Origin of the sequence: Rothia sp. HMSC066H02 (genome assembly GCF_001814995.1) — a bacterium.
In the GTDB taxonomy this organism is placed as follows: domain Bacteria; phylum Actinomycetota; class Actinomycetes; order Actinomycetales; family Micrococcaceae; genus Rothia; species Rothia mucilaginosa.
This window is the reverse complement of the sequence record NZ_KV818667.1, coordinates 115,244-140,149: the sequence shown is the minus strand read 5'-3', so window position 1 is coordinate 140,149 and position 24,906 is coordinate 115,244. Positions and strand designations below refer to the sequence as shown.

Annotated in this window: 21 protein-coding genes; 13 read left to right on the top strand and 8 right to left on the bottom strand. The window is 60.1% G+C overall.

Translation table 11 applies throughout. The features are described 5' to 3' along the window. Window positions 1-3 precede the first annotated feature (3 nt). Complete coding sequence (pta, locus tag HMPREF2999_RS00605) at window positions 4-2,094, top strand: phosphate acetyltransferase (RefSeq protein WP_070674325.1); 2,091 nt, start codon at window positions 4-6, stop codon at window positions 2,092-2,094. A gap of 188 nt (window positions 2,095-2,282) precedes the next feature. On the opposite strand, the gene HMPREF2999_RS00600 is transcribed toward pta, so the two are convergent. After that, window positions 2,283-2,720: a hypothetical protein gene (locus HMPREF2999_RS00600; RefSeq protein ID WP_070674321.1), complete on the bottom strand. Its 438-nt coding sequence runs from the start codon at window positions 2,718-2,720 to the stop codon at window positions 2,283-2,285. Between the two features lie 332 nt (window positions 2,721-3,052). Between HMPREF2999_RS00600 and HMPREF2999_RS00595 the strand changes: the two genes are divergently transcribed. Beyond that, the gene (locus HMPREF2999_RS00595) at window positions 3,053-4,135 is read left to right on the top strand and encodes an HNH endonuclease (RefSeq protein WP_070674318.1); all 1,083 of its coding nucleotides are present in this window, start codon (window positions 3,053-3,055) and stop codon (window positions 4,133-4,135) included. 91 nt (window positions 4,136-4,226) lie between these two features. On the opposite strand, the gene dcm is transcribed toward HMPREF2999_RS00595, so the two are convergent. Next, on the bottom strand, window positions 4,227-5,546 hold the full coding sequence (dcm, locus tag HMPREF2999_RS00590) for a DNA (cytosine-5-)-methyltransferase (protein ID WP_049346227.1): 1,320 nt from the start codon (window positions 5,544-5,546) through the stop codon (window positions 4,227-4,229). A 193-nt stretch (window positions 5,547-5,739) separates the two neighbouring features. On the opposite strand from dcm, the gene HMPREF2999_RS00585 reads away from it, so the two are divergent. The 8 genes from HMPREF2999_RS00585 (at window position 5,740) to HMPREF2999_RS00555 (ending at window position 13,630) form a co-directional block, all read left to right on the top strand. Continuing rightward, window positions 5,740-7,239, top strand: a complete 1,500-nt coding sequence (locus HMPREF2999_RS00585; protein WP_070674315.1) for a Sau3AI family type II restriction endonuclease — start codon at window positions 5,740-5,742, stop codon at window positions 7,237-7,239. A gap of 421 nt (window positions 7,240-7,660) precedes the next feature. Continuing rightward, window positions 7,661-8,371 (top strand): DUF6318 family protein, encoded by a 711-nt coding sequence (locus tag HMPREF2999_RS00580; protein WP_070697685.1) that lies wholly within the window; start codon window positions 7,661-7,663, stop codon window positions 8,369-8,371. 496 nt (window positions 8,372-8,867) lie between these two features. Further along, the gene (locus HMPREF2999_RS09510; RefSeq protein ID WP_210399526.1) at window positions 8,868-9,248 is read left to right on the top strand and encodes a hypothetical protein; all 381 of its coding nucleotides are present in this window, start codon (window positions 8,868-8,870) and stop codon (window positions 9,246-9,248) included. Between the two features lie 149 nt (window positions 9,249-9,397). Continuing rightward, window positions 9,398-9,529: a hypothetical protein gene (locus tag HMPREF2999_RS09630; RefSeq protein ID WP_256370700.1), complete on the top strand. Its 132-nt coding sequence runs from the start codon at window positions 9,398-9,400 to the stop codon at window positions 9,527-9,529. A 284-nt stretch (window positions 9,530-9,813) separates the two neighbouring features. Further along, a complete protein-coding gene (locus HMPREF2999_RS09625) occupies window positions 9,814-10,239 on the top strand; it encodes a metal-sensitive transcriptional regulator (protein ID WP_070674309.1) in 426 nt (141 codons plus the stop codon). Window positions 10,240-10,299: 60 nt separating this feature from the next. Beyond that, the gene (locus HMPREF2999_RS00565; protein ID WP_049354075.1) at window positions 10,300-10,515 is read left to right on the top strand and encodes a heavy-metal-associated domain-containing protein; all 216 of its coding nucleotides are present in this window, start codon (window positions 10,300-10,302) and stop codon (window positions 10,513-10,515) included. Window positions 10,516-10,544: 29 nt separating this feature from the next. After that, window positions 10,545-10,931, top strand: a complete 387-nt coding sequence (locus HMPREF2999_RS00560) for a chorismate mutase (RefSeq protein WP_070674305.1) — start codon at window positions 10,545-10,547, stop codon at window positions 10,929-10,931. Window positions 10,932-11,122: 191 nt separating this feature from the next. Further along, window positions 11,123-13,630: a heavy metal translocating P-type ATPase gene (locus tag HMPREF2999_RS00555; protein ID WP_070674301.1), complete on the top strand. Its 2,508-nt coding sequence runs from the start codon at window positions 11,123-11,125 to the stop codon at window positions 13,628-13,630. Between the two features lie 191 nt (window positions 13,631-13,821). On the opposite strand, the gene HMPREF2999_RS00550 is transcribed toward HMPREF2999_RS00555, so the two are convergent. The 3 genes from HMPREF2999_RS00550 to HMPREF2999_RS09240 all read right to left on the bottom strand — a co-directional run bounded on the left by HMPREF2999_RS00550 (window position 13,822) and on the right by HMPREF2999_RS09240 (window position 16,554). Then, on the bottom strand, window positions 13,822-14,478 hold the full coding sequence (locus tag HMPREF2999_RS00550) for an NAD(P)H-dependent oxidoreductase (RefSeq protein ID WP_070674298.1): 657 nt from the start codon (window positions 14,476-14,478) through the stop codon (window positions 13,822-13,824). 194 nt (window positions 14,479-14,672) lie between these two features. Continuing rightward, a complete protein-coding gene (locus tag HMPREF2999_RS00545; RefSeq protein ID WP_083315056.1) occupies window positions 14,673-16,076 on the bottom strand; it encodes an MATE family efflux transporter in 1,404 nt (467 codons plus the stop codon). An 85-nt stretch (window positions 16,077-16,161) separates the two neighbouring features. Further along, complete coding sequence (locus tag HMPREF2999_RS09240; protein WP_070633606.1) at window positions 16,162-16,554, bottom strand: RNA-binding S4 domain-containing protein; 393 nt, start codon at window positions 16,552-16,554, stop codon at window positions 16,162-16,164. 290 nt (window positions 16,555-16,844) lie between these two features. On the opposite strand from HMPREF2999_RS09240, the gene HMPREF2999_RS00535 reads away from it, so the two are divergent. Next, entirely contained in the window at window positions 16,845-17,672 is an 828-nt protein-coding gene (locus HMPREF2999_RS00535; protein WP_070674292.1) for a UDP pyrophosphate synthase, read from the top strand. 122 nt (window positions 17,673-17,794) lie between these two features. On the opposite strand, the gene HMPREF2999_RS00530 is transcribed toward HMPREF2999_RS00535, so the two are convergent. Further along, entirely contained in the window at window positions 17,795-18,946 is a 1,152-nt protein-coding gene (locus HMPREF2999_RS00530) for an ABC transporter permease (RefSeq protein ID WP_049352909.1), read from the bottom strand. Between the two features lie 153 nt (window positions 18,947-19,099). On the opposite strand from HMPREF2999_RS00530, the gene HMPREF2999_RS00525 reads away from it, so the two are divergent. Both HMPREF2999_RS00525 and HMPREF2999_RS00520 read left to right on the top strand, forming a co-directional pair. Continuing rightward, the gene (locus tag HMPREF2999_RS00525) at window positions 19,100-19,723 is read left to right on the top strand and encodes a TetR/AcrR family transcriptional regulator (protein WP_070674289.1); all 624 of its coding nucleotides are present in this window, start codon (window positions 19,100-19,102) and stop codon (window positions 19,721-19,723) included. Between the two features lie 113 nt (window positions 19,724-19,836). Further along, window positions 19,837-20,997, top strand: a complete 1,161-nt coding sequence (locus tag HMPREF2999_RS00520; protein WP_070674287.1) for a sucrase ferredoxin — start codon at window positions 19,837-19,839, stop codon at window positions 20,995-20,997. Window positions 20,998-21,136: 139 nt separating this feature from the next. Here HMPREF2999_RS00520 and HMPREF2999_RS00515 read toward each other — a convergent pair whose 3' ends face one another. Further along, window positions 21,137-22,774, bottom strand: a complete 1,638-nt coding sequence (locus HMPREF2999_RS00515; RefSeq protein WP_070674284.1) for an NAD-dependent succinate-semialdehyde dehydrogenase — start codon at window positions 22,772-22,774, stop codon at window positions 21,137-21,139. 422 nt (window positions 22,775-23,196) lie between these two features. Continuing rightward, a complete protein-coding gene (locus HMPREF2999_RS00510; protein WP_070674281.1) occupies window positions 23,197-24,798 on the bottom strand; it encodes a glycerophosphodiester phosphodiesterase in 1,602 nt (533 codons plus the stop codon). Window positions 24,799-24,906 lie beyond the last annotated feature (108 nt).

The following is a 24,906-nucleotide window of genomic DNA, read 5'->3' as shown; positions in this document are numbered from 1 at the left end:
ACAATGACCACCGGTCTTTACCTCTCCGCTATGTCCCAGAACTCGGGCAAGTCCCTCGTAGCCCTGGGTCTAGCAGACTCCCTCATCAAGCGCGCAGACCGCGTCGGCTTCTTCCGCCCCGTATTCGACGGCGCAACCATCTCCGACGACCCCATGGCACGCCTCATCCGTGAGCACTTCGGCCTGACCGAAGAGCAGGTCGGCGGCGCAGTCTCCATGACCGACGCACTCGCACTCATCGCAGAAGGCGACACCGAAGAAATCTCCGCACGCGCAGTCTCCGCCTACGAAAAGGTCGCAGCAAACAGCGACGTCGTAATCGTCGACGGCGTCTACCTGCCCGCCAACGCGCTCTCAGTCGAATTCGACCTGAACGTCCAGATTGCACGCGACCTGGGCCTGCCCGTCGTCGCTATCGTCGGCGCACAGGAAGCAACCGTCGAGGAAGCAGTCACCGCCGTTGACGTGGCACGCACCGAGCTGCTCGCCTCCAAGGCAGACCTGCTCGCAATCATCGTCGGCCGCGCAGAACCCGAACTGCGCGACGAAATCGAGAACTCCGTCAAGCGCGGCGACGCAAACCTGCCCGTCTACGTGCTGCCCGAAATCCCCGAGCTGAACGCACCCACCGTCGGTGAAGTTGCCGAAGCCCTCAAGCTCGACACCGAAGGCATCAAGGCAGAAGACCTCAGCCGCGACATCCACGGCATCAAGGTCGCAGCAATGAACGTCTCCAACTTCCTCAACCAGTTCGTCGACGGCGACTTCGTTATCGTCCCCGGCGACCGTGCAGACATCGTTGCAGCAACCCTCGCATCCGCACTGGCACCGACCTTCCCGGCACCCTCCGGCGTGCTGCTCACCGGCGGTCTGGACGCACTGCCCGGCAAGAACACCGCAGTCGGCTCCCTCATCGACAACGCACCGTTCCCCGTGCTGTCCACCACCAAGGACACCTTCAAGTCTGCACGCGCAGTCTCCCGCGTCCGCGGCACCCTCGAAAGCGGCCACCAGCGCAAGCTCGCAGCAGCAATGGGCGGCTGGGACGAGCACGTCAACAAGGACGAACTGCTCGCACGCCTCGAAATTGAGCGCCCCGCATCCATGACCCCGCTGCGTTTCCTGCACAACCTCATCGAGACCGCACGCGCAAACCGCCGCTCCGTGGTCCTGCCTGAGGGTTACGACGTACGAATCCTGCGTGCATCCGAAATCATTGCACGCCGCGACTTCTGCGACCTGATCCTGCTCGGCAACCCCGCCAAGATCGCAGAGATCTGCCAGGCCGAAGGTATCGAGCTGCCCAGCACCGTTCGTATCATCGACATCGAAAACAACGAGTACACCGAAGACTTCGCAGCAACCTACGCTGAGCTGCGTGCACACAAGGGCGTCACCATTGAGGCTGCTCGCGAGCGCATGACCGACCCCTCGTACTTCGGCACCATGCTCGTCTACAAGGGCATCGCCGACGGCATGGTTTCCGGTGCAGTGAACACCACCGCGAACACCATCCGCCCCTCGCTCGAGTTCATCAAGACCCGCCCCGGCACCAAGATCGTCTCCTCCGTCTTCCTCATGCTGATGGAAGACCGCGTTCTGGTCTACGGCGACTGCGCAGTGAACCCGAACCCCAACGCAGAGCAGCTCGCCGACATCGCGAAGGCATCCGCAGAGACTGCACGCCAGTTCGGCGTCACCCCCAAGGTTGCTATGCTGTCCTACTCGACCGGCACCTCCGGCGCTGGCGCAGACGTGGACGTTGTGCGTGAGGCAACCGAGCTCGTGCGCGCCTCGAACCCCGACTTCGCGGTCGAGGGCCCGATCCAGTACGACGCTGCTTCGAACATGTCCATTGCGTCGACCAAGCTGCCCGGCAGCGAGGTCGCTGGTCAGGCTACCGTGTTCGTCTTCCCCGACCTGAACACCGGTAACAACACCTACAAGGCTGTTCAGCAGTCTTCGGGTGCTGCCGCTGTGGGCCCGGTTCTGCAGGGTCTGCGTAAGCCCGTGAACGACCTGTCGCGCGGTACCACCGTTGAGGACATCATCAACACCGTTGCGATTACCGCAATTCAGGCACAGAGCCTGTAAGCCGGTTTTTGACCGCTGAATGAGGCCGCCCCGGCCACTGCACCCCCGTGTGGGTGCGGTGGACGGGGCGGTTTCTTGTGCTGTTTTTATTGCGCCGATTCTATGCGCCGAGAAGCCACATGTGTTTCGAAAAGCAACATATTACGTGGCTTCTCAAGGAGGGGTTTTGGTGCAGCTCCCCCCCCCGGTTAGTCCTTGCGGGTGCGGTCAAGGCGCACATAGTTAATCACGCCAAGACCAGCCATGCCCACGGCGGTCAGAACCGGGCCGAGGGCGGGCGGGAAGAGCCAGGTGAGCCCCGCCTCCACGGTGTAGGCGATGAGGCGGCAGACAAGGTAGGTACACACCGCCACGAAGAGCGCGTAGGCGACGATGATGCCGACCGGGCGGGGCTCGTAGCCTTCTCGTCGGGCGCGCAGAGCGGCACCCAGGGCGTTACCCAGGTACAGGGCGAGGGCACCGACGACGACCGCGGCGGTGAGGGCACCGTCGAGAAGCGTACGCGGGGTCAGCAGTGCGGTGCCTGCCTCAGAGACGAGGTTGAGGATGCGCACCGCGGCGTAGGCGTAGCAGAAGATGACTGCCGCGCGGATGGTGAGGGGTAGGTTAGTCCAGAAGGTTTTCATGCGGCCCCTTTCGAGGTGGAGGGCGGGCTTCTGTCTGAGTGTTACCCCAAGGATACCCAAGAATGCCGGAGTGTGATGCGAATCAATAGCATTTGGGCTGGTGTGTTCTGCGTGCGGGGCGGGGTGTTTGGTGCGCCGAGTTTAATCGCCGAGAAGCCACATGTGTTTCGAAAAGCAACATATTACGTGGCTTCTCGAAACACATGTGGCTTTTCGAGGAGGGGTTTTGGTGCCACCTGGATTTTTGTAATTACAGGATTCCACCACCCCTACCCCGTGAGCCGATGACCACCCAAGCAGCGGCAAACCGCCCGGGCTGCTAGGCTGCTGCTATGGACAACAACTCAACGCCCTCACTGCCGGACCTCGTTCTCCCGTCCGTGGTGACGACCCTCAGCCTCCCGAGCAAACACGCCGCAACTGACATGCGGCTCCCGCAGGCGTGGCTGCTACGCTCCGTTCCCGACGAAGAGAACCGCAGCGCCGCCAGCGGAAAAGTCTACGACGACGCCCTAGAATTCCGCTACGTTTACGACTCGAAAGTTCCCAACCACAAGAACGTTCGAGAGGGCGACTTCGTGCTGATTCGAGACAATTCGATTCTTCTCGGATCAGCAGTTATCCGAAAAATTGAGTCATACGAGGCCGATAAGGTCATGACGTATTGCCCCAACTGTGGGAGCACCCGCATCACCTTCAAATCCGATGGGCTGTGGCGTTGCGATGGAAAGTGCCTGAGAAGAGACAATCTCAAGCCTGAGCAGCGTCTGCATAAGAATCCGCCGCAGAAAACCGAGAAAGTTCAGCGGTTCATTGCCTACTACGGCGATACCTGGACTGAGCTCATCGGCGCAGCAGATAAGGACTCCTTCAAGGACCTGAGTGTTCCGGGCAAGTACAACACTCAGAACAGCATTGTCGCCCTCGATACAGCTAAAGTCCTTGACTGGCTTGAAAGCCTGAACACTTCGGGTATTCACCTGCTTCCTCTGGGGGATGCTCACGGGGTACCCGTGGATCCTCGTGGCGGTTTTACGATGCGCATGGTCAGGGCTCGCAAAGGTCAGCCGCAGTTCCGCCAGCAGCTGTTGAACCGCTTCGGAAACATGTGTGCGTTTACGGGTGCTTGCCATACGGCGGCGCTGGATGCGGCGCACCTGTACAGCTATGCGCGCGAGGGCGAGCATCGCGTGGATGAGGGCCTGCTTCTACGCAAGGATCTGCATAAGCTTTTTGATAGTGAGCTGGTGGGTGTGAGTTCTTCGCGGACTCTTCTTCTGCACCCCGGTTTGGGGAATACGCAGTATCAGTCGTTGGCGGGTGCCCGCCTGAAGGTTGAGTTGCCTAACCGAGCTCTTGAGCTGTTGGATGAGCACCGCTCGGGCTTGAACTGGCTTGAAGAGGCGCTAGTCTAGACCTGCTCTGGCTTAGGCAGCCGGGCATGCAAAAAGGAGGTGCAGTAGCTTTCGGGCTACTGCACCTCCTGTGCCTTTTACTGGTTATGTCTTACTGGTTGTGTCGGCGGGCGATAGCCTTACCGATTTCGTGCGGGATGCCCACCACGAGGGCGTTACCCATGCAGAAGGCACGGTTACCGTCACTCATGCCGGTGTCAGTCCAGCCGCGGGGGAAGCCCTGCAGCTGATCCAGTTCATCGGGAACGAGGCGGCGGTACGCACCGGAATCACCAATCACAACATGCTTGAATCGGGAGGCTCCCGAGCCTCCTTCGCCGGTCAGGATGGTACGCGCTGGACGGTCGAGCGGGTCCGGGAAAGACATTGAGCCTTCGGTGTAGAAGTATTCAAAGCCGCTTGCCTTATTGATGCGCTTTTCCTTCTTCGCGCCCTTGAGGTATTCCCAAGAAGGCACCTTGTCAGGGGCGATAAAGAACTGTTCCGGCACCTCAGAGTCGGGAAGAACCACGTCACCGAGCGTCTTAAATTCGCCGCGGTAGTCGGGCTCTACCTTGCTGGTGAGCACGGTGCCGTTCTGCATAACACCGGCAATCTGGAAGGGTGAGGTTTTAGCGCCAATTCCGAAGTGTTCCGTCTCGTTGTAGGGGTCATCGGAGATGGTGAACTCATCGGCCTCATTGAGCTCTTCGAAGACGGAGAGAAGACCCTCAGATTCTGCAGTTTTGACCGGGAACGCTTCTGCCAAAACACCGGTGTGGGTGATGCGGCGCGACAAATCCCATTCGGGGGCGTTGTGTTCGGCGTAAATGTAGACGCGCTTACGCTTCTGCGGGTGGCCGTACTCTGCCGCGTTGATAACGCGCCATTCGACGCTGTAGCCGAGCGCGTAGAAGCAGGAGAGCATAATGGCGAAGTCGCGGCCTCGCTGCTTAGCGGGCGACTTCAGCAGGCGGTCAACGTTCTCCAGAACAACATATTTGGGGGTCTTAAGTTCGAGCGCGCGGTGAATATCCCACCAGAGCACGCCCTTCTTACCTTCAATGCCGTGTGACTGCGAGAGGGGCTTGGTGACCGAGTAATCCTGGCAGGGGAAGCCACCGCAGAGCAGGTCAGCGTCGGGAATTTCGTAGAGGCCCGCCTCCACGTCATCAAGTACGGCGTGGATGTCGCGGTTTTCGAGGTTTGCTTCTTCGCCGAAACGTTCCTGGTAGCAGCGTGCCGCGAACTGGCGGCCAACCGTTCCCGGGGGCTCCCACTGGTTCGCCCAGACAGTCGTGAAGGGGCCCGCGGAGGGCAGGGTCATGCCGTTGGCGTTATAGCCTTCAAATCCTAAGCGGAAGCCACCTACACCGGCGAAAAGCTCGATAACTCGGATAGGCTGGCTACTGCTGGTGGTTTTCTGATCCATGAGTCAGTAGTCCTTATAGTCCTCTGTAGATATGTTCGAATACTAATACTATAACATAGAACAGCTATTCAGATCAAGTGGATTCGAGAAAAGCCAGTGACGAGCTAAAGAGCGTAGCTGTGCTATCTGACGTAGCATGAGAGCAAGAAACAGCACCGCCGCCACCCCTCTACTTCCGGAAGGAACACCGACCATGGGCCTTTTCGATTACGACAATACGAGCGTTGATAGCATCCTCAAGTACACAGAGAAGCATCTCATCGGCCGCACACTCTATGACATCTTGGAAGAATTCCAGAACTCCGAATACAAAACCTATGAAGATAAGAAAAAGGGCACTCCCTCAATGGTTGCCCGCAAGGAAATTAGCCAGCTCTCCAAGGGAATCTACGGCAGCCTCATGGAAAAAGCTGGCTACGGTATTGAACCCAATAGCTCCCCGGAAGCAGACATTCCCGCCGCAAAGGTCGAAATCAAAACGACCCCTTACCGGGTGACCGCGAACGGCACTATTTCCGCCAAAGAACGCTTAGTCCTCAGTATGTTTAATTTTCATGAGGAAAACCTAGACGATTTTTATCAGACGCACCTTTGGCATAAGTGCCAATATATTTTGCTTCTGTTTTATAAATATCAAAAGACTCGCGATATTTCGAATAATATCACCGATAAATTTTTCCTTTTTGACTGGCCCGAAGAGGATATGCCGACCATTCTCGAGGACTATAAACGTATTACTCAGAAGGTCCTGGAGGGACGCGCACATGAGCTCTCCGAATCCGACGGCATGTATCTTTCAACCTGCCGCAAGGGTGCCGGCAAAGACAAGGACCGCACCACTCAGCCCTATGGCCCCGAGCTGGCCAATAGGCGCGCCTGGTCGCTAAAGAGTAGCTACATGACCACTCTCCTCCGCACCAAGGTTTTCAGTCAGGAGGAGCAGGAGAGTATCGCTCGCGCAGCACAAGACATTTCTAAGCCTTTTACCCAGATTATTGAAGAAAAGCTTCTGCAGTACCGGGGCCAGAGCGAGAAAGAACTCTGTAAGAAGTTTGACGTTAACTTTAACGCCAAAGGCCGCAACAGCACTCTTGTGAGGAAAATTCTAGGCCTTTCCTCGGATATTGACAGTACTGCCGAATTTAAAAAGGCAAACATGAATATTCGCGCTATTCGTGTTGATAAAAACGGGCTCCCTAAAGAGGATTCTCCTTTTAAGAACTACCGTTTTATTGAACTGGCGAAGGAAGAGGAGTGGGAAGAGTCCCATATTTACGCCGAGATTTTCTCAAGGAAATTCATGTTCGTTGTTTTCCGAGAGAATGAATCCGGTGATTTCTGCCTGGATCAGATCAAGTTCTGGGGTTTCCCTGAGCCCCTAGAGCCTGAACTGATGAGGGTATGGCAAGAGACGAAGGAAATCATTAATCGAGGTGTTGAGCTAACAGTCAAGCCGAATGGTGAGGATGGCTTTAAGGTCTCCACTAACTTCCCGCAGAGCAAGGTAAACAAATACCTCTTTACGAAGGTTCACGCCTCCCAAACCTACTACGAAGTTAAACCTGGCGAGTTTGTCGGAAAAGGCAAGCTCAAGGATACCGACGAACTGCCGGATGGTCGCCGCATCACGAAGCACTCCTTCTGGCTACCCAAGAAATTCATTCAGCAGATTTTGCGCGGTGAATGGGACTAATAACCAAATGTAAATAACCGCAACAGACGGCCCCGGATACGGAAGTGTTCGGGGCCGCTTTTGTTTTACCGTGCCGTGCCGAAAGGTTAGCGTCTTTGGTCGTAGTTAAAAACCATGGCAGAAGACGCTAAACCATGGCACAAATTCTGCTGAGGCGGCGCCTCCGCGGGCGCAGAGATATTTGATGCATAAAACATTGAGAAGCCCGAATAATGACCAACCACCGCCACCATCCTCAAAAGAATGCAAACGACGGCAAACATGCGGTAGGGTGGTAACTGTAGTACTCAATAACGCACCGATGCGCTTAATGGGCGAGCTACGGGGCTGTTTTCCTTCCGGCAGTCAGCTTGACCTGTGAATAACGGCCCGACATGCACATATGCATCACACCATCACCGACGATAGGAGCGTATCTTCTATGGATTCGACCATTTTCAACCGCCGCACCCTGCTGGGCGGCGGCGCACTTGTGGGCCTGGGTGCCCTGCTTGCGGCATGTGGCCAGCAGGCAAATAACGAGGCGGCAGCTACCGCCTCCGCAGCGCCGAGCGAAACCGTCTCGGCGTCTGCGGCGGCATCTGAGTCGCCTTCGGCAAGCGCAACCCCGTCTACTGTTCGAGGCTACTCGGGCGGCTCGAAGGCGCCGGATGGTGAATACCGTAAGGCTGACAAATATGGTCCTGCCCAGAACGTACCCAAGCCCACCGCACCTGAAGACGGATACCGCGAAAAATCTCTAGAAGGCCTCCGCAAAACTTTGGATGCCTGGATTCAGTGGGCAAATTACGGTACCGAAACCGGTGATTTCACAAAAGCACGCCAGTTTATTTCACCTTCATATGAAAACGAATTGAAAGCGTATGAAGATATTGAGGATCTCTACGCTAGTGGCGGTTGGGTCATTGGAGGAGTAGATCACTTTATTGCGGACGGTAACCCCTGGTCAGAAGATGGTGAAACCTATTTTTGGAAGGCGTACCGCGAGTGGGACTATGAGACCTATGTTGAATCTGACGGCAGCTGGCGCCGATGGGAAAATAAGGACAAGACTAAGAACACTTTTAAATTTGAGCTGAAGCATAATGGTCAACAGTGGGAGATTATGCGCTACGAATCAGTAGAGGATTAAAGCGATGAATACACGTAAAGTTATTCTCCCCATTTTTATTGCTTTACAGGTCTTATGCTTGAATCCTGGTCCTGTTATTGCAGAGGTTACGACAAAAGAATGCTCCTCAGACAAAAGCGCTAAAGTCTGTCAAACGCAGAGAGTAAAAAGAGATAAAAACGCACCTATAGGTGAACCAACAACTGGAACGAATAAGTCTGATAGCGAATATACGTCTCAGCAACCCAATTCAGAACCTAGTACCTACACCACCAAAGGCGCCAACGGCCTTACCCTAATTCGTTCCAAAAGTGACTCTAATATCCTTGGCTGCGTAAAGGACGGAAAGGTTGGACACGTAAAACTCAACAATCTCATTGTTCGTGACGATGGGACTTACATCGATGGTGGCCTCGGCAAATATAGCCCCACCTCAGAAACCTGTGTCCCCGACGATACCCGCACCTTCACCAGTGCCGACAGCCCAGGCCCTGCAGGTCCGACCTACGAAGAAGTTATGACGGAAATTCGCCACGCAGCAGAATCGCTAGAGCCGGGCAAACCCACCCTCCACCAGTCCTATAACAACCCCGCAGGCACCGGACGAGCAGAAGGTGACCCCAACGTCTACAAGGGCGACCAGATCAACTTCTACGTCGATGACGGAGGCCCCTACCGCCTCGAAGCAGACATGCTCGCCGGACACGTCGAAATTGAGCTCATGCCCTCCTCGTACGTCATCGAGTACGGCAATGGTGATACAGATACCAACTACACCGCAGGCAAACCGGTCACCACCTACCCTCGTGAGCGTCCGAGGCAGACGGATACCAGCTACGCCTACCAGCGTTCGGGTAACTTCCACGCGTACGCCCCAATTTCTACACCCACGCGATAACCTGCCAGACGGCAGGCCTTTTTATTTAACAGAAAAATGAATGCTTCACAGAATAGGACCCGTAAGGCGGCAGCCCTTGAAATCGGCCCGCGCGGTCCCGAGCGCAGAGCACCGCGGCGTCAGCCGCTTGGTGCGGGGCAGCCCCGACGATGGGTAAGAAGGATAACCCGAACCCGCGCCTACGTAAGGCCGATATTCGTACCGGTCAGCGCTGGCATCTAAACGACAGCGGTGACGGGGACACGGAGTATTCGTTGCACCGTGACTGGCCCGACATGTAAGGCCGTTCCCCCACTATGGGTCTTATGCTGAGAAGCCACATGTGTTTCGAAAAGCCACTTCTTTGGTGGCTTCTCGAAACACATGTGGCTTTTCGCCGTTCATAGGGGAGGGTCGGGGGAACTTTCGATAGGTTAGTGTCTTCGCCGCGGGTCTTTAACCCGCATTAAAGTCACTAACCTATCGAAGAATCCCCCTATCGACGAGCCCCCCCCCCGCACCCTCACCGCGTAACAGTCCGTAACACCCCCTTGCGGTATACCCCCCTAGGGTATATACTGGAGCCATGGAAACCACTAGCAACCAGTGCTGCCACAGCACATCCGACCAGGTCAGCACCGCATCCGGCGCCCCCGCCAAGGAACCCACCGAGGCGCACACCGGCGCATGCTGCAGCGGCGAGACACCCGAAACCCAGCACGGTTACGCCTCCAATAAAGAGGCGCACCTCAAGCGCCTGCGCCGCATCGAAGGGCAGGTCCGCGGCATCGCCCGCATGGTCGATGAAGACAAGTACTGTATCGACATCCTCACCCAGGTTGCCGCGGTCTCCAAGGCGCTCCACGCCGTCTCCCTGAACCTGCTCGAAGAGCACATCGGCCACTGCGTGACCGGCGCCGCCGTCGAGTCCGAACGCACCGGCGACCCGACCATCGCAGAGGCCAAGGTCAAAGAGGCAACCGCCGCGATCTCGCGCCTCATGCGTAGCTAAACGCGCCGCAAACCACTCGGCGGCCCCAAGTTTTCAACCCATTACCGAAAGGAAATCATCATGAGCACCACCACCGTTAAGGCAACCGGCCTGACCTGCAACCACTGCGCTATGAGCGTCAGCGAAGAGGTCAGCGAAGTTCCCGGCGTGACCGGCGTGAACGTGGACGTCGTCAAGGACGGCGTCTCCACCTTGACCATCGAGCACGAGGGCACCCTCAACACCCAGGCTGTCGCGGACGCTATCGTGGAGGCTGGCTTCACCCCCGCCATCTAGCGCGGCAGCCGGCTCGATTAGGAGTCATCATGGCTTACCCTCCGCAGTACATTGCGATGGTTGTTGGCGCGGTTCGCACCCTTGTCGGCACCGAAAACATGCACCTGCGCGACGCGATCACTCGCGTGGCCAGGCAGATGAATCTGGATGCGGCGCTGGTCGATTCGTGGGTGAAGCAGAGCCCCGAATATACGGCACGTGAGGATGCGCCCGGCGCCGCGCGACGTAGCGGCACGAGCGCGAATAAGCGTTCCGCCGAGCACGAGCAGGGCGTGAAGGCGCGTGAGAAGGCGAACGCTTCGCCGTTCCCGCGGGCTGCCGTGAAGCGTGCCTACGGTGTGTCTGATCGTGGCGCAAAGGTGACCGGTGTTCGCCCGCATACGAGCAGGCCGGATGGGCTGCCCGGCGACCACTAAGCCGCCGCAGCTTTACTCCCGCCGCCGCGTTTACAGCCTCGCGGTTTTACCCGCAGCTTTCGCCCTCGCGCACTCTCGACGCTGCACCCTAAAAACTGCACCATACACCGTCCGGGGCGGGGTCCTTCGGGGCCCCTCCCCCGGCTTGGTGTACCTTTTTCTACCCCCCCGTTTTTGAGTTTTAAGGAAGTATTGTGTCTTCTACACAGCCTTCGCCAACCACTAGTGATCCCTCATCACAGAGCGAGCGCTCTCTTTTTAATTCCGCCGGAACGACCGTAAAATCAACGGAGTCCACCCGAATCATTCACGTGGATATTCAGGGTATGACCTGCGCATCCTGCGTGGGTCGCGTGGAGCGTAAGCTCCGCAAAATCCCCGGCGTTGACCCGGCGGTGAACCTGCCGCTGGAGTCGGCGCGCGTCATCGTACCCGAGGGCGTGAGCGACGAGCAGATCGTTGAGACCATCAACAGTGCCGGCTACAAGGCGCACCTCAAGAACGGCCCGCGCGCGGGTGCTGGAACGAACGCGAGCGCATCCGGCGGCGGCAACCATCACAGCACCCCGAGCATGAATGGCGGCTTCACTGACCGCATTATTTATGCGGCGATTTTGGGTGTGCCGATTTTCTTGATTTCGATGTTCCCGTCGTTCCAGTTCCCGAATTGGGGTTGGGTTGTGGCGGTTCTGACGGCGCCGGTTGCGTTTTGGTGTGCCGCGCCGTTCCACCGGGCGGCGCTTATTAATGCGCGTCATGGCTCGTCCACGATGGATACGCTGGTGTCTCTCGGCGTGGTGTTGGCGTATTTCTATTCGCTGGCGCAGCTACTCATGAACCCGGCGTTGACGGCGCATGTGCATCATGCGGGCGGTAGTTTCTGGTCGATGTTTACCGGCAACCATGCGCCGCTGTATTTTGATTCGGCGTCCATGGTGACGCTGTTTCTGCTGATTGGTCGCGCGATTGAGCACCGTACTCGCAATCGTTCTTCGGAAGCGCTGCGCACCCTGCTGAGTATGGGTGCGAAGGAGGCGACCCTGCTGCGCACCGATAAGCAGGGTGTGACCAAGCAGGTGCAGGTTCCGGTGGAGGACCTCATGCCGGATGACCTGTTCTTGGTGCGCCCGGGTGAGAAGATTGCCACGGACGGCTTGGTGGTCGAGGGCTCATCGGCGGTGGATGCGTCCCTGTTGACGGGTGAGTCTGTGCCGGTTGAGGTGCATCCGGGTGATGCAGTCACGGGTGCGACGGTGAATACGTCTGGTTCGTTGACGGTGCGTGCGACCCGTGTGGGCACTGAGACGACTCTGGCGAAGATGGGCGAGCTGGTGGCGAGCGCGCAGGAGACGAAGGCTCCGATTGCTCGCTTGGCGGATCGTGTTTCTGCAGTGTTTGTGCCGGTGGTTTTGGTGATTTCGGCGCTGACCCTGGTCGGTTGGTGGCTGATTTCCGGTGACGGTGCTGCGGCGTTTAATGCGGCGGTGACGGTACTGGTGGTGGCGTGCCCGTGCGCTTTGGGTTTGGCTACTCCGACGGCGCTGCTGGCGGGTACGGGTCGCGGCTGGCAGTTGGGCATTTTGATTCGTAATGCGCAGGTGTTGGAGGCGACGAGCACGGTTGATCGCGTGGTGCTGGATAAGACCGGTACGGTGACGACTGGTGAGATGTCTGTGGCATTCTACGGCACCTTTGGTGACTATGAGTCGGCGGGTGACTTGTCCGGTATTTCGCCGGATTCTGCCGGTTCCAAGAACGAGCGTTCCCTGTCTGTTCTGCGTGATGCCGCCGCCGTGGAGGCGCTGAGTGAGCACCCGATTGCCCGCGCGATTGCCGGTTTTGCCCGTGAGCAGGGCGTGCTGGCGGAGGGCGCTTCGGCGCCGAGTGTGAGCGGCTTTGAGGGTGTTCCCGGAGGCGTGCGCGGCGTGCTGAGCGGTGCGGGTGAAGATGCCGAGAATGGCACCTCCCGGCTGGTTGTGGTGGGTACCCCCGAGTACCTGCAGGCAGCGGGTGCGCAGCTGAGCGAGGCTCAGTTGGCCCTGCTGGATCAGGCTCGCCGGGCGGGTCTGACGACGGTGGTTGTCGCCCGCGGCGAGGCCCCTGATGAGGCCCCGAGCAGTATCTCCGCTCTGCAGCCGGTCGGCATGATTTCGGTTGCCGACACCCCCAAGCCGGAGGCGGCAGAGACCATGGCGCAGCTGCGTGAGCTCGGCCTGGAGCCGATCCTGCTCACCGGTGACGCCCCGCAGGTTGCGCAGGCGGTCGCCTCGAAGGTCGGTATTTCGGCTGAGAACGTGTACGCCGGCGTGACCCCGGAGGGTAAGTCGCAGGTGATTGAGAAGTTGCAGGCTGCCGGTCACCGCGTGGCGATGGTCGGCGATGGTGTGAATGACGCCCCGGCGCTGGCTCTTGCGGAGCTGGGCATTGCGATGGGTTCGGGCACGGACGTTGCCGCGGAGGCAGCCGATATTGTGCTGACCCGTTCGGATGTTGCTTCGGTGGTGACGGCACTGCGTCTCTCCCGCGCTACGCTGCGCACCATTAAGTCGAACCTGTTCTGGGCGTTCGCCTACAATTCGGCGGCTATTCCGGTTGCCGTGGCGGGCCTGCTGAACCCGATGATTGCGGCTGCGGCAATGGCGTTTAGTTCGGTGTTTGTGGTGCTGAATTCTATGCGTCTGACGGCGTTTAGGAAGTAGCACCCTACCGTTATACAGAATGAATTGCCCCGCGCGATTTCAAACGAAAATTTCAAAAGCGCATCTCACCGTGCTTTTTGTACGGTAAAAGATATAAAGAAATGCACCGCCCGTGTAAAGGCGGTGCATTTCTTTATATTCAGTTTTCACGGGCGGCGGCTTGAACACCTCGCCGAGAGCCCGGCAGAACCTTACGCCCAGGTGACCAGGTCCTCAATGGAGCGGCGGCTCTTCGGCGCAATCTCACGGGCACGGTAACCGAAGGTCACGGCCACGGACACGCCGTACTCTTCCGGATCGAACAGGCCAGCGGAGGCGAGCAGCTCGTTCACTGCATCGTAGTCCATACCCTCGATGGGGCAGGAGTCGATGCCGAGCATAGCGGCGCCGGTCATCATGTTGCCCAGGGCGATGTAGGTCTGCTTGGATGCCCAGTCGAAGAGCGCGCGGTCGTTTTCCAGAACCTTAATGCAGTTCCTCTGGAAGTCACTGTAACGCTCAAGTGCGGCTTCCATCTGCTCCTCGGTGAGGTTGCGGCCTTCGAGGGTGCGGTGCATCCACGGGGTGTCGTAGCGCAGGCCCTTCTTCGCGAGCAGCACGACCAGGTGGCTTGCGTCATCAAGCTGACCGACCATGCCCCAGGCGATCGGCTTGAGCTTTTCGCGCAGTTCGGGGTCCTGGATGACCAGGAACTTCCACGGTTCGGTGCCGACGGAGCTGGGCGACAGGCGCGCAAATTCGAGGATTGCGGCGAAGTCTTCGTCGCTGACGCGGCGGTCGGGGTCGTAGGCGCGGGTTGCACGGCGGCGGGCGAAAATTTCGAGGGCTTCTTCGCGGGTTACGGTCACGATTTCATCCTTTGCATGTGGGTTTCAATACCCCATCATGCTACACCTGCGGAGGGTGCGGGCGGCGGGAAATGTGGCGAGTTACGCTTGCAGGATATACGCCCGGCAAGGCATTCGAGGCGGCACCGCGAAAGCCCAATTAAGCCGCCCGGAACCTACCTGGAGCCCCCCTACAAGTCCCCCTACGAAACCCCCTACTCGGCACCGGCTTTCATCCACACATCCGAGCGGGCGCGGCGACCGAAAATGACCGCGCGGATTCCTTGGAAGTACAGAATATACGCCGCCCACAAGCCGCAATACCCGGCGAGCGCATCCATGGTGCCGGCGCCGACCGCCCAGTGCAGGCCGAGCATGACGGGCACGTACATCACGAGCATGATGAAGCAGCCGATTGCCAGGTATTTCACGTCCTGCGCGCCCATGAGGATGCCGTCCAGGGTGAACACGTACGCGGCGATGGGCTGGCCGAGCGCAATGATGACGGTGGCGATGGTGAAGAGGAACGCCACCTGCGCGTCCTGCGTGAAAATCCAGGAGCCGAAGAAGCCAATGAGCGGGCAGATTAGGCCGGTGATCACGCCGTAGATGAGGCTCATGCGCAGCAGCCGGTTTTTCAGCTGGCGCACCTTCGCACGTTCGGATTCTACGTTGAGGTCGCGTTCGCCGAGTTCCTTGCCGAGTAGCGCCTGGGCGGCGATGGCGAGGGAGTCCAGGGCGTAGAGGAAGAGGTTAAATACGCCCATGCCGAGCTGGTATGCGGCGGTGTGTTCGGTGCCGAATCGTGCCACGACGAACACGGTCAGCAGGGAGGCGATGCGCATGGACAGGGTGCGCAGCATGAGCCAGGAGCCGAGCGAGAGCACCGAACGCATGCCGGCGACGTCGGGTGCCCAGGGGACGGCGTGCTCGCGGGTGCCGCGCATCATGACCACACCGAGGGCGGCAGCCATGCCCCACTGGGTGAGGGAGGTGCCGGTTGCCGAACCGGCAACGCCCCAGCCGACCGGGTAGATGAGCAGCCAGTTCAGCACAATGTTCACGAGCGTGCCGACGGTGGCGACTTTGAGCGGGGTGACGGTGTCTTGCAGTCCGCGGAGCGTGCCGACCTGCGCGAGGATAATCATCATCGGGGGAATACCCCACAGCGAGTGGTGCAGGTAGTCGAGGGCGTAGCTGATGGTTTCGTCGGTCGCGCCGAGGCCGCGCAGCAGCGGGTCTGCGAAGGCGTATCCGGCGATCATGAGGAGCATGCCGAGGCCGAAGGCGACCCACACGCCGTCCACGCCGATCTGCCAGGCGCGGCGCAGGTTCTTCTCGCCGAAGGCGCGCGCCACGGCGGGCGTGACGGAGTAGGCGAGGAAGTTCATGAGGCCCACGACCGTGGTGACGAGCGTGGCGGCGATGCTCATGCCGGCGAGTTCTGCTTTGCCGAGTTGGCCGATGAGGGCGGAGTCGGTGAGCACGAAGATGGGTTCGGCAATGAGCGCGCCGAAGGCGGGTACGGCGAGCGCGAGGATGCGCCGGTTCAGCGAAGGCTCGGCGGTGTTCACTGCGTTCTGACCGGGTTCAGTATTCTGGTGCTTCTGTGTGCTCATCCCTCTAGGCTACTCCCCACCGCCGCGGCGGGTGCCTGCGCGCGGGGCGGGGTGCACTCTGCGAGATAGGCGCGCGAGATGCGCTTTAGGCGCCTCGGCCGCGCAGTTCGTCGAGGGCGCGGCGTTCCTTCTTGGTGGGGCGGCCGCTGCCTCGTTCGCGTTTGGCGACCGGGGGCATGGAGAGGTAGGCGGGGCGCGGGCCGGAAAGGTCTTCGTAGCAGGTGACGGCGATGGGTGCGCCTACGCGTTTGACGAGGAGTTTTTCAACTTTGAAGACGCGTTCCCAGCCGGGGTAGCGCACGCGCACCACGTCGCCTTTTTTGAGTTTTTGGGAGGGTTTGGCGGGGGCGTCGTTGACGCGCACGTGGCCGCCTTTGCATTCGTCGGCGGCGAGGGAGCGGGTTTTAAAGATGCGCACTGACCAGAGCCAGAGGTCGAGCCTGGCGCTGGTTAGTGTGGTGGTGTCTTCTGCGGTCATGTGTTCATTGTGGCGCGAGGCGGGCGGGGCACCAAATCAGGTGCGCCCACCTATCCTGCGCAATCTCACCGTAATCTCACCGGGCAAATCCGCAACCGGCACCGAACCTGCCATGCGGCAGAAAATTTTCTATTGCACGCACCAGGCTGTTGAGCGCAAACCTGCATCCACTAGGGGTATTGTTAAGTCACCTTCTCAAGAAGTGTTCTCAAGGCCACCTAGTTCGCGTGGTCTACGGGGGGGTGTGGCCGCGACGCCACGGGCTCCCCGTAACAGATTGGATATACACCATGTCAGCTTTGAAAAAGCTCCTGGCGGCTGCCCTCATCAGCACTATGCTGTCTTCTTGCTCCTTCGGCCCTTCTCTAGAGAAGGATGAAAGCGCCCGAGCGATTTTCGACGCAGAAAATGATCGGGTAATCCTACCCCTGGACGCATACGACACCACCGGCAAGGACGAATACTACACCAAAGCCCTTGAGCTCGCCCGCAAAAAGTGCTTTGCCGAACACGGGCAACACTACAAGATGTTTGTCCGCACCGAGGGATCCGGCAGGAACTTCGGCAGGACCTACGGAATCTGGAACGTTGAGTACGCCCAAAAGTACGGCCTCCACAAGAGCGACGACTCGAATACGCTGGATCTGTCCTCCCCTGCGCCCTCATCCGACCCCGGGAAGGATGTCAGCACCGAATGCTATCAGCGCGCCAGCGATGAGATGAAGCAAATTGGAGAGATCCCATTCGGCTCCGCCACGTATAGGCGTGTGGAGACTGACGTTCGAAACGCCGCTGGGGATCAACAGCTCAAAAAATCTCTCGACGACGAATGGAAGCGGTGCGTCAAGGATAAGGGTCTCACCCCCAATAGTGAGATGACCGTCAAGGAAGAAAAGAATATTCCTCGGGGCACCGTCGCCTCCGAAGAAGAAATTCGAATTGCCACCATCGAGGCGCAGTGCAATCAGGATGTAGGCCGTTCGCAGAAGCTCTACGACCTGGAGGCGCAGTACCAGAAGCCGCTCGTCGCCAAGAACCAGGCTGCCCTGGAGAATGAGCTCAAAGAATTTAAGCGCCGGGACGAGCAGTTCAAGCAGTACGTCCTCGACAACCAGTAACAGCCGGTATGCCGACAGAAAAGGGTGTGTGCCGTGTTCAGTGAACACGGCACACACCCTTCTTAAGTTTTGCAGGCTACGTTGTACCGGCTACGTTACACCGGCGACCCGACCCGCGGCGCTTATGCCTCTACCTTTGCGGCGCGGCGCTCCTTGACGGCCCAGCCAATCACACCGGCGAGCAGACCGAACGCAATCCAGGAACCGAGCACCAGCCACTGGTCGCTCGTTGCAGCCTCCGGGAAGTACGCGATGGAACGCAGCAGTGTCGAGGAGGCACCCGGAACCATCATCTGACCAATCTGACCCCACGCACCGGGTAGGAACGCGCTCGGCATGGACGCACCCGAAATCGGGTTACCGATGAACATGGTCACCACCACACCCAGGCCCAAGCCAGCGGCGGGAACCAGTAGGGCGCCCATACCAATCATGAAGGATGCGGTCGCCAAATAGGTTGCGGCGAATGCTGCCCACAGGGTTGCAAAATCACCGGGGATGAAACCGAACCAGGTGCTCAGAATCAGGGCGGTCAGAGCGCCGGCGATGACGGCATACAGGGTTGCGGTAGCAAAGCGGCGCCAGGTGCCCTTGATGAGGTTCAGGGAGAGCACGCCGCCGAGGATTCCACCTATAACCAGGGGGAAAGCGGCAATAGTCAGGCCGGTACCGGAGGAGTCACTCTCGCTCAGGGGCACCACGGCGGTGGTCTTCACCGCCATTGCGGATGCCTGCTTGGCCTGCACCTTCATCTGCTCCAGCTGGGCGGCAGCCTGCGCACCCTGCTCACCGCCGGCCTGCACCGCCTGGGTGAGGGCCTCAGTCTTGGCGGCGAGTGCCTTCTGCTGAATCTGCGCGTTCAGCTGGGCGGCAACGCCGTTGAGCATCTGGGTTGCTGCGGCGTTCGCGGCGGGGGCGGTCAGCACCTCGGGAGCAGCGCCTTCGGTGAAGATAATTGCGCCGTAGGTTTCGCGCTGCTTGATTTGCTGTTCAGCCTCTTCGCGGGAGGATGCCTGCTTCAGTTCGAAGGTTTCAATACCCTTATCTTTGAGGGACTGTTCAAACTGGCTGACGGTCGCCTCGGGGCCCGCAATAGAGACGGGCAGATTCTTTGCCTCCATGGTCTTGGTGGGCCAGGTAAAGGCGAGGATAACAAGCGCAACAATCAGGGATGCCAGCAGGGAGGTGCTGATGACCTTAATCCAGGAGGAGCGCTCGGGGGCTGCCGGGGTCACCGGTTCCGCGGTGACTGCAGCACTGGTTTCGTTGTTCACGACAATCTCCAAACAAAATGCTTATTTCGCTTACGAGATAGAACTCTACCCTCGGTTTTTGTTGCAAGCAAACAAAATAGCTATTTTGTTTGCAATGTCACAAAAAGAATTAGCGTTGTGCCTTCCGGGTCCCTCACCCCGTAGACTGGAACCATGCCCCGACTAACAGACGCCACCAAAGCCGCACGCCGAGCCCAGATTCTCGAAGCCGCCATTAACTGCTTCCTCGAACGCGGCTACATCAACACCTCCATGAGCGACATTATCAAGGCCTCCGGCCTGTCCTCCGGATCCATCTACTCGCACTTCTCCGGCAAAGAAGATATCCTCATCGGCTCCATTAAAGAGCGACTCAACCATCTCAAGGAGTTCTGCGGCACATTCCCTGAAGGCTCAGGCCCCCAAGACATCCTCGAAACCATCTATACCAACCAGCTGGTTAACGAGAACTTCTCCGCCATGCTGTGCCTCCGCCTTGAAGCGCTCCACGCACCCGAAATCGCCAAGGCGACCACGGAGGTCATTTCTCTATTGCAGGATCTTATTACTAAGACCCTCACCCCCTGGGCGATTGAACAGTTGAGCGTTCTGCACGAAATCAACCCCGACCCGAAGCAACGTACTCCCGAGCAGGAGGCGCTCATTGCCGACTACGCCCGCGATACGACGGACGCCCTCATGATGATCTTCCAGGGTTACATGCTCCGTTCCTTCTTTGGCACCCCCGAAGAAAAGGACCACCTCTACCGCGTGGCTTTGGCACTCCTTCCTGAGTAGTTGACCACCCAATAGCCCCTAAAAATCATCCTTGAGCGGTTGTTTTTCAGCATTTAGACCGTGCAGGGGCAACATAGGTCATTCACATTCTGCAGGCGTAGAATCGAGGAACTATGACTGAATCCTGCACCCCCGCCACCCCGGAACCGCGCGCCAGCGACCCCGCTGAGCTGAACAATCTGCGCGCCGCACACGCAGACGAACTCTCCTCCCGTACCCGCGCCACGAGCATCCCGGCGGACTCCTGCTCCCTCTACGACGACGAGGCTCTCGGCGGCACCGCCGGACGTGCCACCGCCTGGCTGGCACTCGAACACGTGGGTCACTGGGGCCGCGACGTGCTGGATGGCTCCGCCCTCGGCGAGGAGCTTTCGGAGGCGTTGGGCGAGGCAGTCTCGCAGGCGGGTTTGAAGTTCCTGCTGATTCGCCAGGCGGGCAGGGAGGGGCGCGTACTGCACGGCGCACCGGATGCATCCGGCAACCCGACCCACCGGGTGCTCTACGCGCTCTGCACCCCGGGTGAGGAAAAGCTCTACTCGTTCAGCGTGAGCACCCCCGAACAGCTCCTCGACCTACCCCTGAACAACCCCCAGGAGTTGATTCAGGCGACGGGCGCAGAGCTCATGGATTCCCCCGCCATTCTCGTGTGCACCCACTCCAAGCGCGACCGCTGCTGTGCTCTGCGCGGTCGCCCCATTGCGGCGCACCTGGCGGATATCCTGCCGGGTAATGCGGTCTGGGAGTGCTCGCATACGGGCGGTCACCGCTTTGCCCCGGTCGGTATTATGCTGCCCACCGGCTACACCTACGGTCGCCTCTCGGAGCCTTCGGCGCTGGCGGCGTACCTGTCGCTGGCGGGCCGCGATATTCCGTCGCTACACGGTCTGCGAGGCCGTAGCACGGATACCCCGGTGGAGCAGGCGGCGGAGGTTGCCGTACGCCTCGAACTGGAGAAAAAAGGTGAAGAAGTAACCTCTGGAGGTTTGGTTTCACGTGAAACGTCGGGACGGGAGGCGCTCATTGCGCTCCGCGAGGCGGGCATCGATGTGAACGTTGAGACAAGCACTGAGTTCTCCCCTGAATTTTTTGCGGCGTTCTCGCCTAAAGATTTCTCCGAGCACCCCACCATGGAGGCGGCACTCACCTCCCACACCGACGGACGCACTTGGGTCACCTTCTTCGAGCGAGTCACCCTTGAACCGCGCCCCAACTCCTGCGGCAAGGGTCCCGCTGATGCTTTCAGCCGCGAGCTGCTCGCATTGCATCAGCTCTAAAACCCGCGCATGATGTCAACAGCGTGAAGCCCCGGCGGGTACCTTCTCGGGTACCCGCCGGGGCTTCGGCGTATCCAGGGTTCTTCGGCGTATTCAGGGTTCGTCGTAGCCGGCATCTTGCCGTACCCGGCGAACAGGCTTATCCGGCGAACGGGTTCGGCGCGCCGATGTACTGTAGCTCGGTGTACTCTTCCAGGCCTTCCGGGCCGCCCTCGCGACCCATACCGGACTGCTTCACGCCGCCAAAGGGTGCCGCGGCGTTCGAGATAACGCCGGAGTTGTAACCGATCAGGCCGAACTCCAGACCCGTAGCCATGCGCGTAAAGCGCGGATGGTTGCTCGTGTACACGTACGCCGCCAGGCCGTACTCAGTGTCGTTGGCGAGCTTCAGGGCGGCGCGTTCCCCCTCCTCACCGTAGCCGCTGAACGTGGCAATCGGGGCGACGGGGCCGAAGATTTCTTCACGCCACACGCGCATCGAATCGGTCACGCCGGTCAGTACGGTAGGGCGAATGAAGTTGCCCTTGTTCAGGTTTTTGGGCATGCCTCCGGTATCGCTCGGAACGTTCTCCTCAAGCTCGGGAATGTAACCGCCGCAGGCGAGGAGCGCGCCCTTGCCCAGGGCGTCTTCGACCATAAAAAGCATGGATTCAACCGCTGAAGGTTGAATTAGCGGCCCACATTCGGTTCCGTCGACGGTTCCGTCACCCACGACGGTTGCCTCCATGCGTTCCACGAAGGCGCGCGTGAACTCTTCGGCAATGTCCTCGTGCACGATGATTCGGTTGGCGGCGGTGCAGGCCTCGCCCATATTCCTCATCTTCGCCGCGTAGGCGCCCTCCACGGCGGCGGGGATGTCCGCGTCCTCAAAGACGATGAACGGTGCGTTGCCACCCAGCTCCATGGAGGTGCGCAGAACGTTCTGCGAGGCCTGCGCGAGCAGGGTGCGGCCCACGGCGGTGGAGCCGGTGAACGAGACCTTCCGCAGGCGCTCATCGGCCATCAGCGCGGAGACAACCTCGCTGGTACGAGAGGTGGTCACCACGTTCAGCACGCCGTCCGGTAGGCCCGCCTCGCGCATCAGGGACGCGAAGTACAGGGAGCTGAGCGGAGTCAGGGACGCGGGCTTGAGCACCGCGGTGCAGCCCGCCGCGAGCGCCGGGGCGACCTTGCGTGCCGCCATGGCGAGCGGGAAGTTCCAGGGGGTAATCAGCAGGCAGGGGCCGACGGGGCGGCGTACGGTAGTGATCTGTAGCCCCGATTCGGGAGCGACGGCGGTGCGGCCGAAGTTGCGGGCGGCTTCTTCGGCGTACCAGCGCAGGTAGTTCGCGGCGTAGGCGACTTCGCCGCGGGACTGGCCGAGGGGCTTGCCCATTTCGAGGGTCATGAGCCGGGCGATGACTTCGGTGCGCTGCGTCATGAGCGTGTAGGCGCGGTTGAGGATGTCGGCGCGTTCGCGGGGGCTGGTTGCCGCCCAGCTGGTGCGGGCGTCGCAGGCGGCGTCGAGGGCTTCGATCCCCTGTTCGATGCTGGCGTCGGCGACGTGCGCGAGGATTTGGCCGCAGGAGGGGTTGTGCACGGGGAAGGATCCGTTGTCGCCGGTGACCCAGCTGCCGCCGATGAGCAGGTCGGTGGGCACGTAGAAGAAGGGGTAGGAGGGCCGCTCGTAGGGGTCGATGGGTTCGCGCTGCGGCATGTTGATGCTTTGCATGTGCGGTTCGGTGCGGCCTCGCAGCTGGGCGGACTTCGCGCCGGGCTTTTCGGGTGATGAGGTCATGGCGTGCCTTTCGGGTTGGGGCGGCCGGTGCGGTCGACTCTGACGCTTTTAATTCTAGTCCCGCACTCTCCCCTGCCCCGCGGCCCGCTACGCGCCCCCGACACATGCCCCACAACGCGTGCGGGGTCGCGCAGGGTACCCTTCGCGCGCCTCCGGTGTCCCTCTCCCCCGCCCGACCAACTAGCTCAGCCAAGCACCCCATGCGCCCCAAGCACACCGAAGGGGGCCACATCCACGATGGATGCAGCCCCCTTCGGGGATGGATTCTCGTGCGGTACGCGAGCACCCTAATTGGAGATTATGGGAGGCCTAGCCCGGAAAGGATGCTCGGTACGCATCCGCAAAGCCCTGCGCCTCACCCTCTGCGGTGGTGAGCCGTGAGGGGCGGGGCGCTCGGCGGTGGTTTAAGCCCACCTGCGCTCTCAAATCCAGGACTGGCGTGCCTCAATACGGGTCAGCTCCAGAGGACCGCCATCGTTGGTGCCGTGGAAGCGGCCGAAGTGCACGTACGGGCCGCGGTAGGCGCTGTGGTTGATGGGGCTGGAGTACTGGCCGTTGATCGTGTAGTAGAAGCTGTTCTTGTTCACCACGATCTTGCAGTTCAACGCCTGGCCGCCGGTGATCTTACGCAACTTCATGGTGTGTAGCACGCGCGGGGAGGACTGGCCGGGGGCAAAGCAGAGAATCTGCGCGACCGAGCCGCCCTGGTACGAGGGGCGCACCGCGAGCAGGTAGGTACCGTCATCCTGCTTGGCGGCGAACTTCTTGCCGATGCCGAAGGCGCCATCGTGCTGGCGGCCGAAGGCAACGTAGCCGTAGTGGCTCTGCTGCTTGGGCAGTTCACCGGTCCACTTCATGGAGAAGTCCAGGGTGTACTTATCGCGGGTGGTGAAGTTAGATAGGGGGCCGAGCAGCACGGACTCGTCGTAACGCTGGCGGTGCACGATGGCCTTGCCGTTCAGTTCGGGCATGTCGGCCGCGGTGGAGGGGTCGGCCGGCAGGATTCCGTGCTGGCGACGGCCGGTGTTAATCTTCACGCTGGAGTCGAAGGGGTCGCCGATCACCCAGTAGGGGTCGGGGCACATGAAGCCCTTCACACCGAGCGCCTTGTAGTTTTCGTAGACGGAGCGGCGGTGGACCTCCCACACGATGACAGCCTTGCCAAGGCCCGTGAGGGTGCGCACGGCGTCCTCGCTCATGGAGCCGTAGCCCGCGCCGGTGGGCTTCTCGTAGAAGGGCACGCCGAGGGCGTCCACGTTCTTGTGGCGGGCCATGGCGGAAATCTTGTCGATGGGGTCGCCGCCGTCGAAGTAGCACCAGGTGCCGCAGCCCGCGGCGTTCACGAGCTTGAGGTAGCGAGAAGTGGGGTTGAAGCCGCCGCTGCCGTCGCGGTACATCTTGATGACGGTGCGGCGCTGCAGGCCGCGTTCGGTGATGAACTTGACGAGGCCTGCCTGTGCAGGGCCGTCCTTCGCTTCGAGGAACAGTACGACCTTCTTGCCGCCGACGGAGGCGTATTCGCCGCCTGCGGGTACGGCGTCAACCGCGGCGATGGCTTCTTCGAGGGTGGGGATGTCGTACAGGCCGGTCTTCTCGCCCAAGTTTTGGCGCATGTCGACCTTGTGCTGGCGCAGTTCGGCGAGGGTGTGGCCGCGCACGTCCATGGACGCACCGGTGGTGCGCTTGATGTTGGTGTCGTGCATGCAGACGAACTGGCCGTCGCTGGTGGTGCGTACGGAAATTTCGACGGCGAGGGCGCCGCGGCGTACGGACTCTGCGTAGGCGTAGGCGGTGTGCTCGGGGCTGATGTTGCCGGCACCGCGGTGGGCGATGAAAAATTCATCGGTCTTGTAGAGCAGCTGATGTGCGGGGGAGCCGCTGTGTACTGCCGCGAGCTGTGCGCGGGTGCTGGCTGCGGCGTGGGCTTCGCCTGCCTGGAGCATGAGGGCGGCGGGTGCCAGTGCGGAGGCGCCGATGAAGCCGCGGCGGCTCAGATTCTTAGAGGTCTTCGGGAATGCAGTCACCGTAGTAGTCCTTTTTCTTTTATGAGTTGAGCGTAATGTGTGTGGTTGTTCATTGAAGTTTTTGGTTTATAGCTGAGGGTCCGGATTCTCTCAACTCAAACTACAACT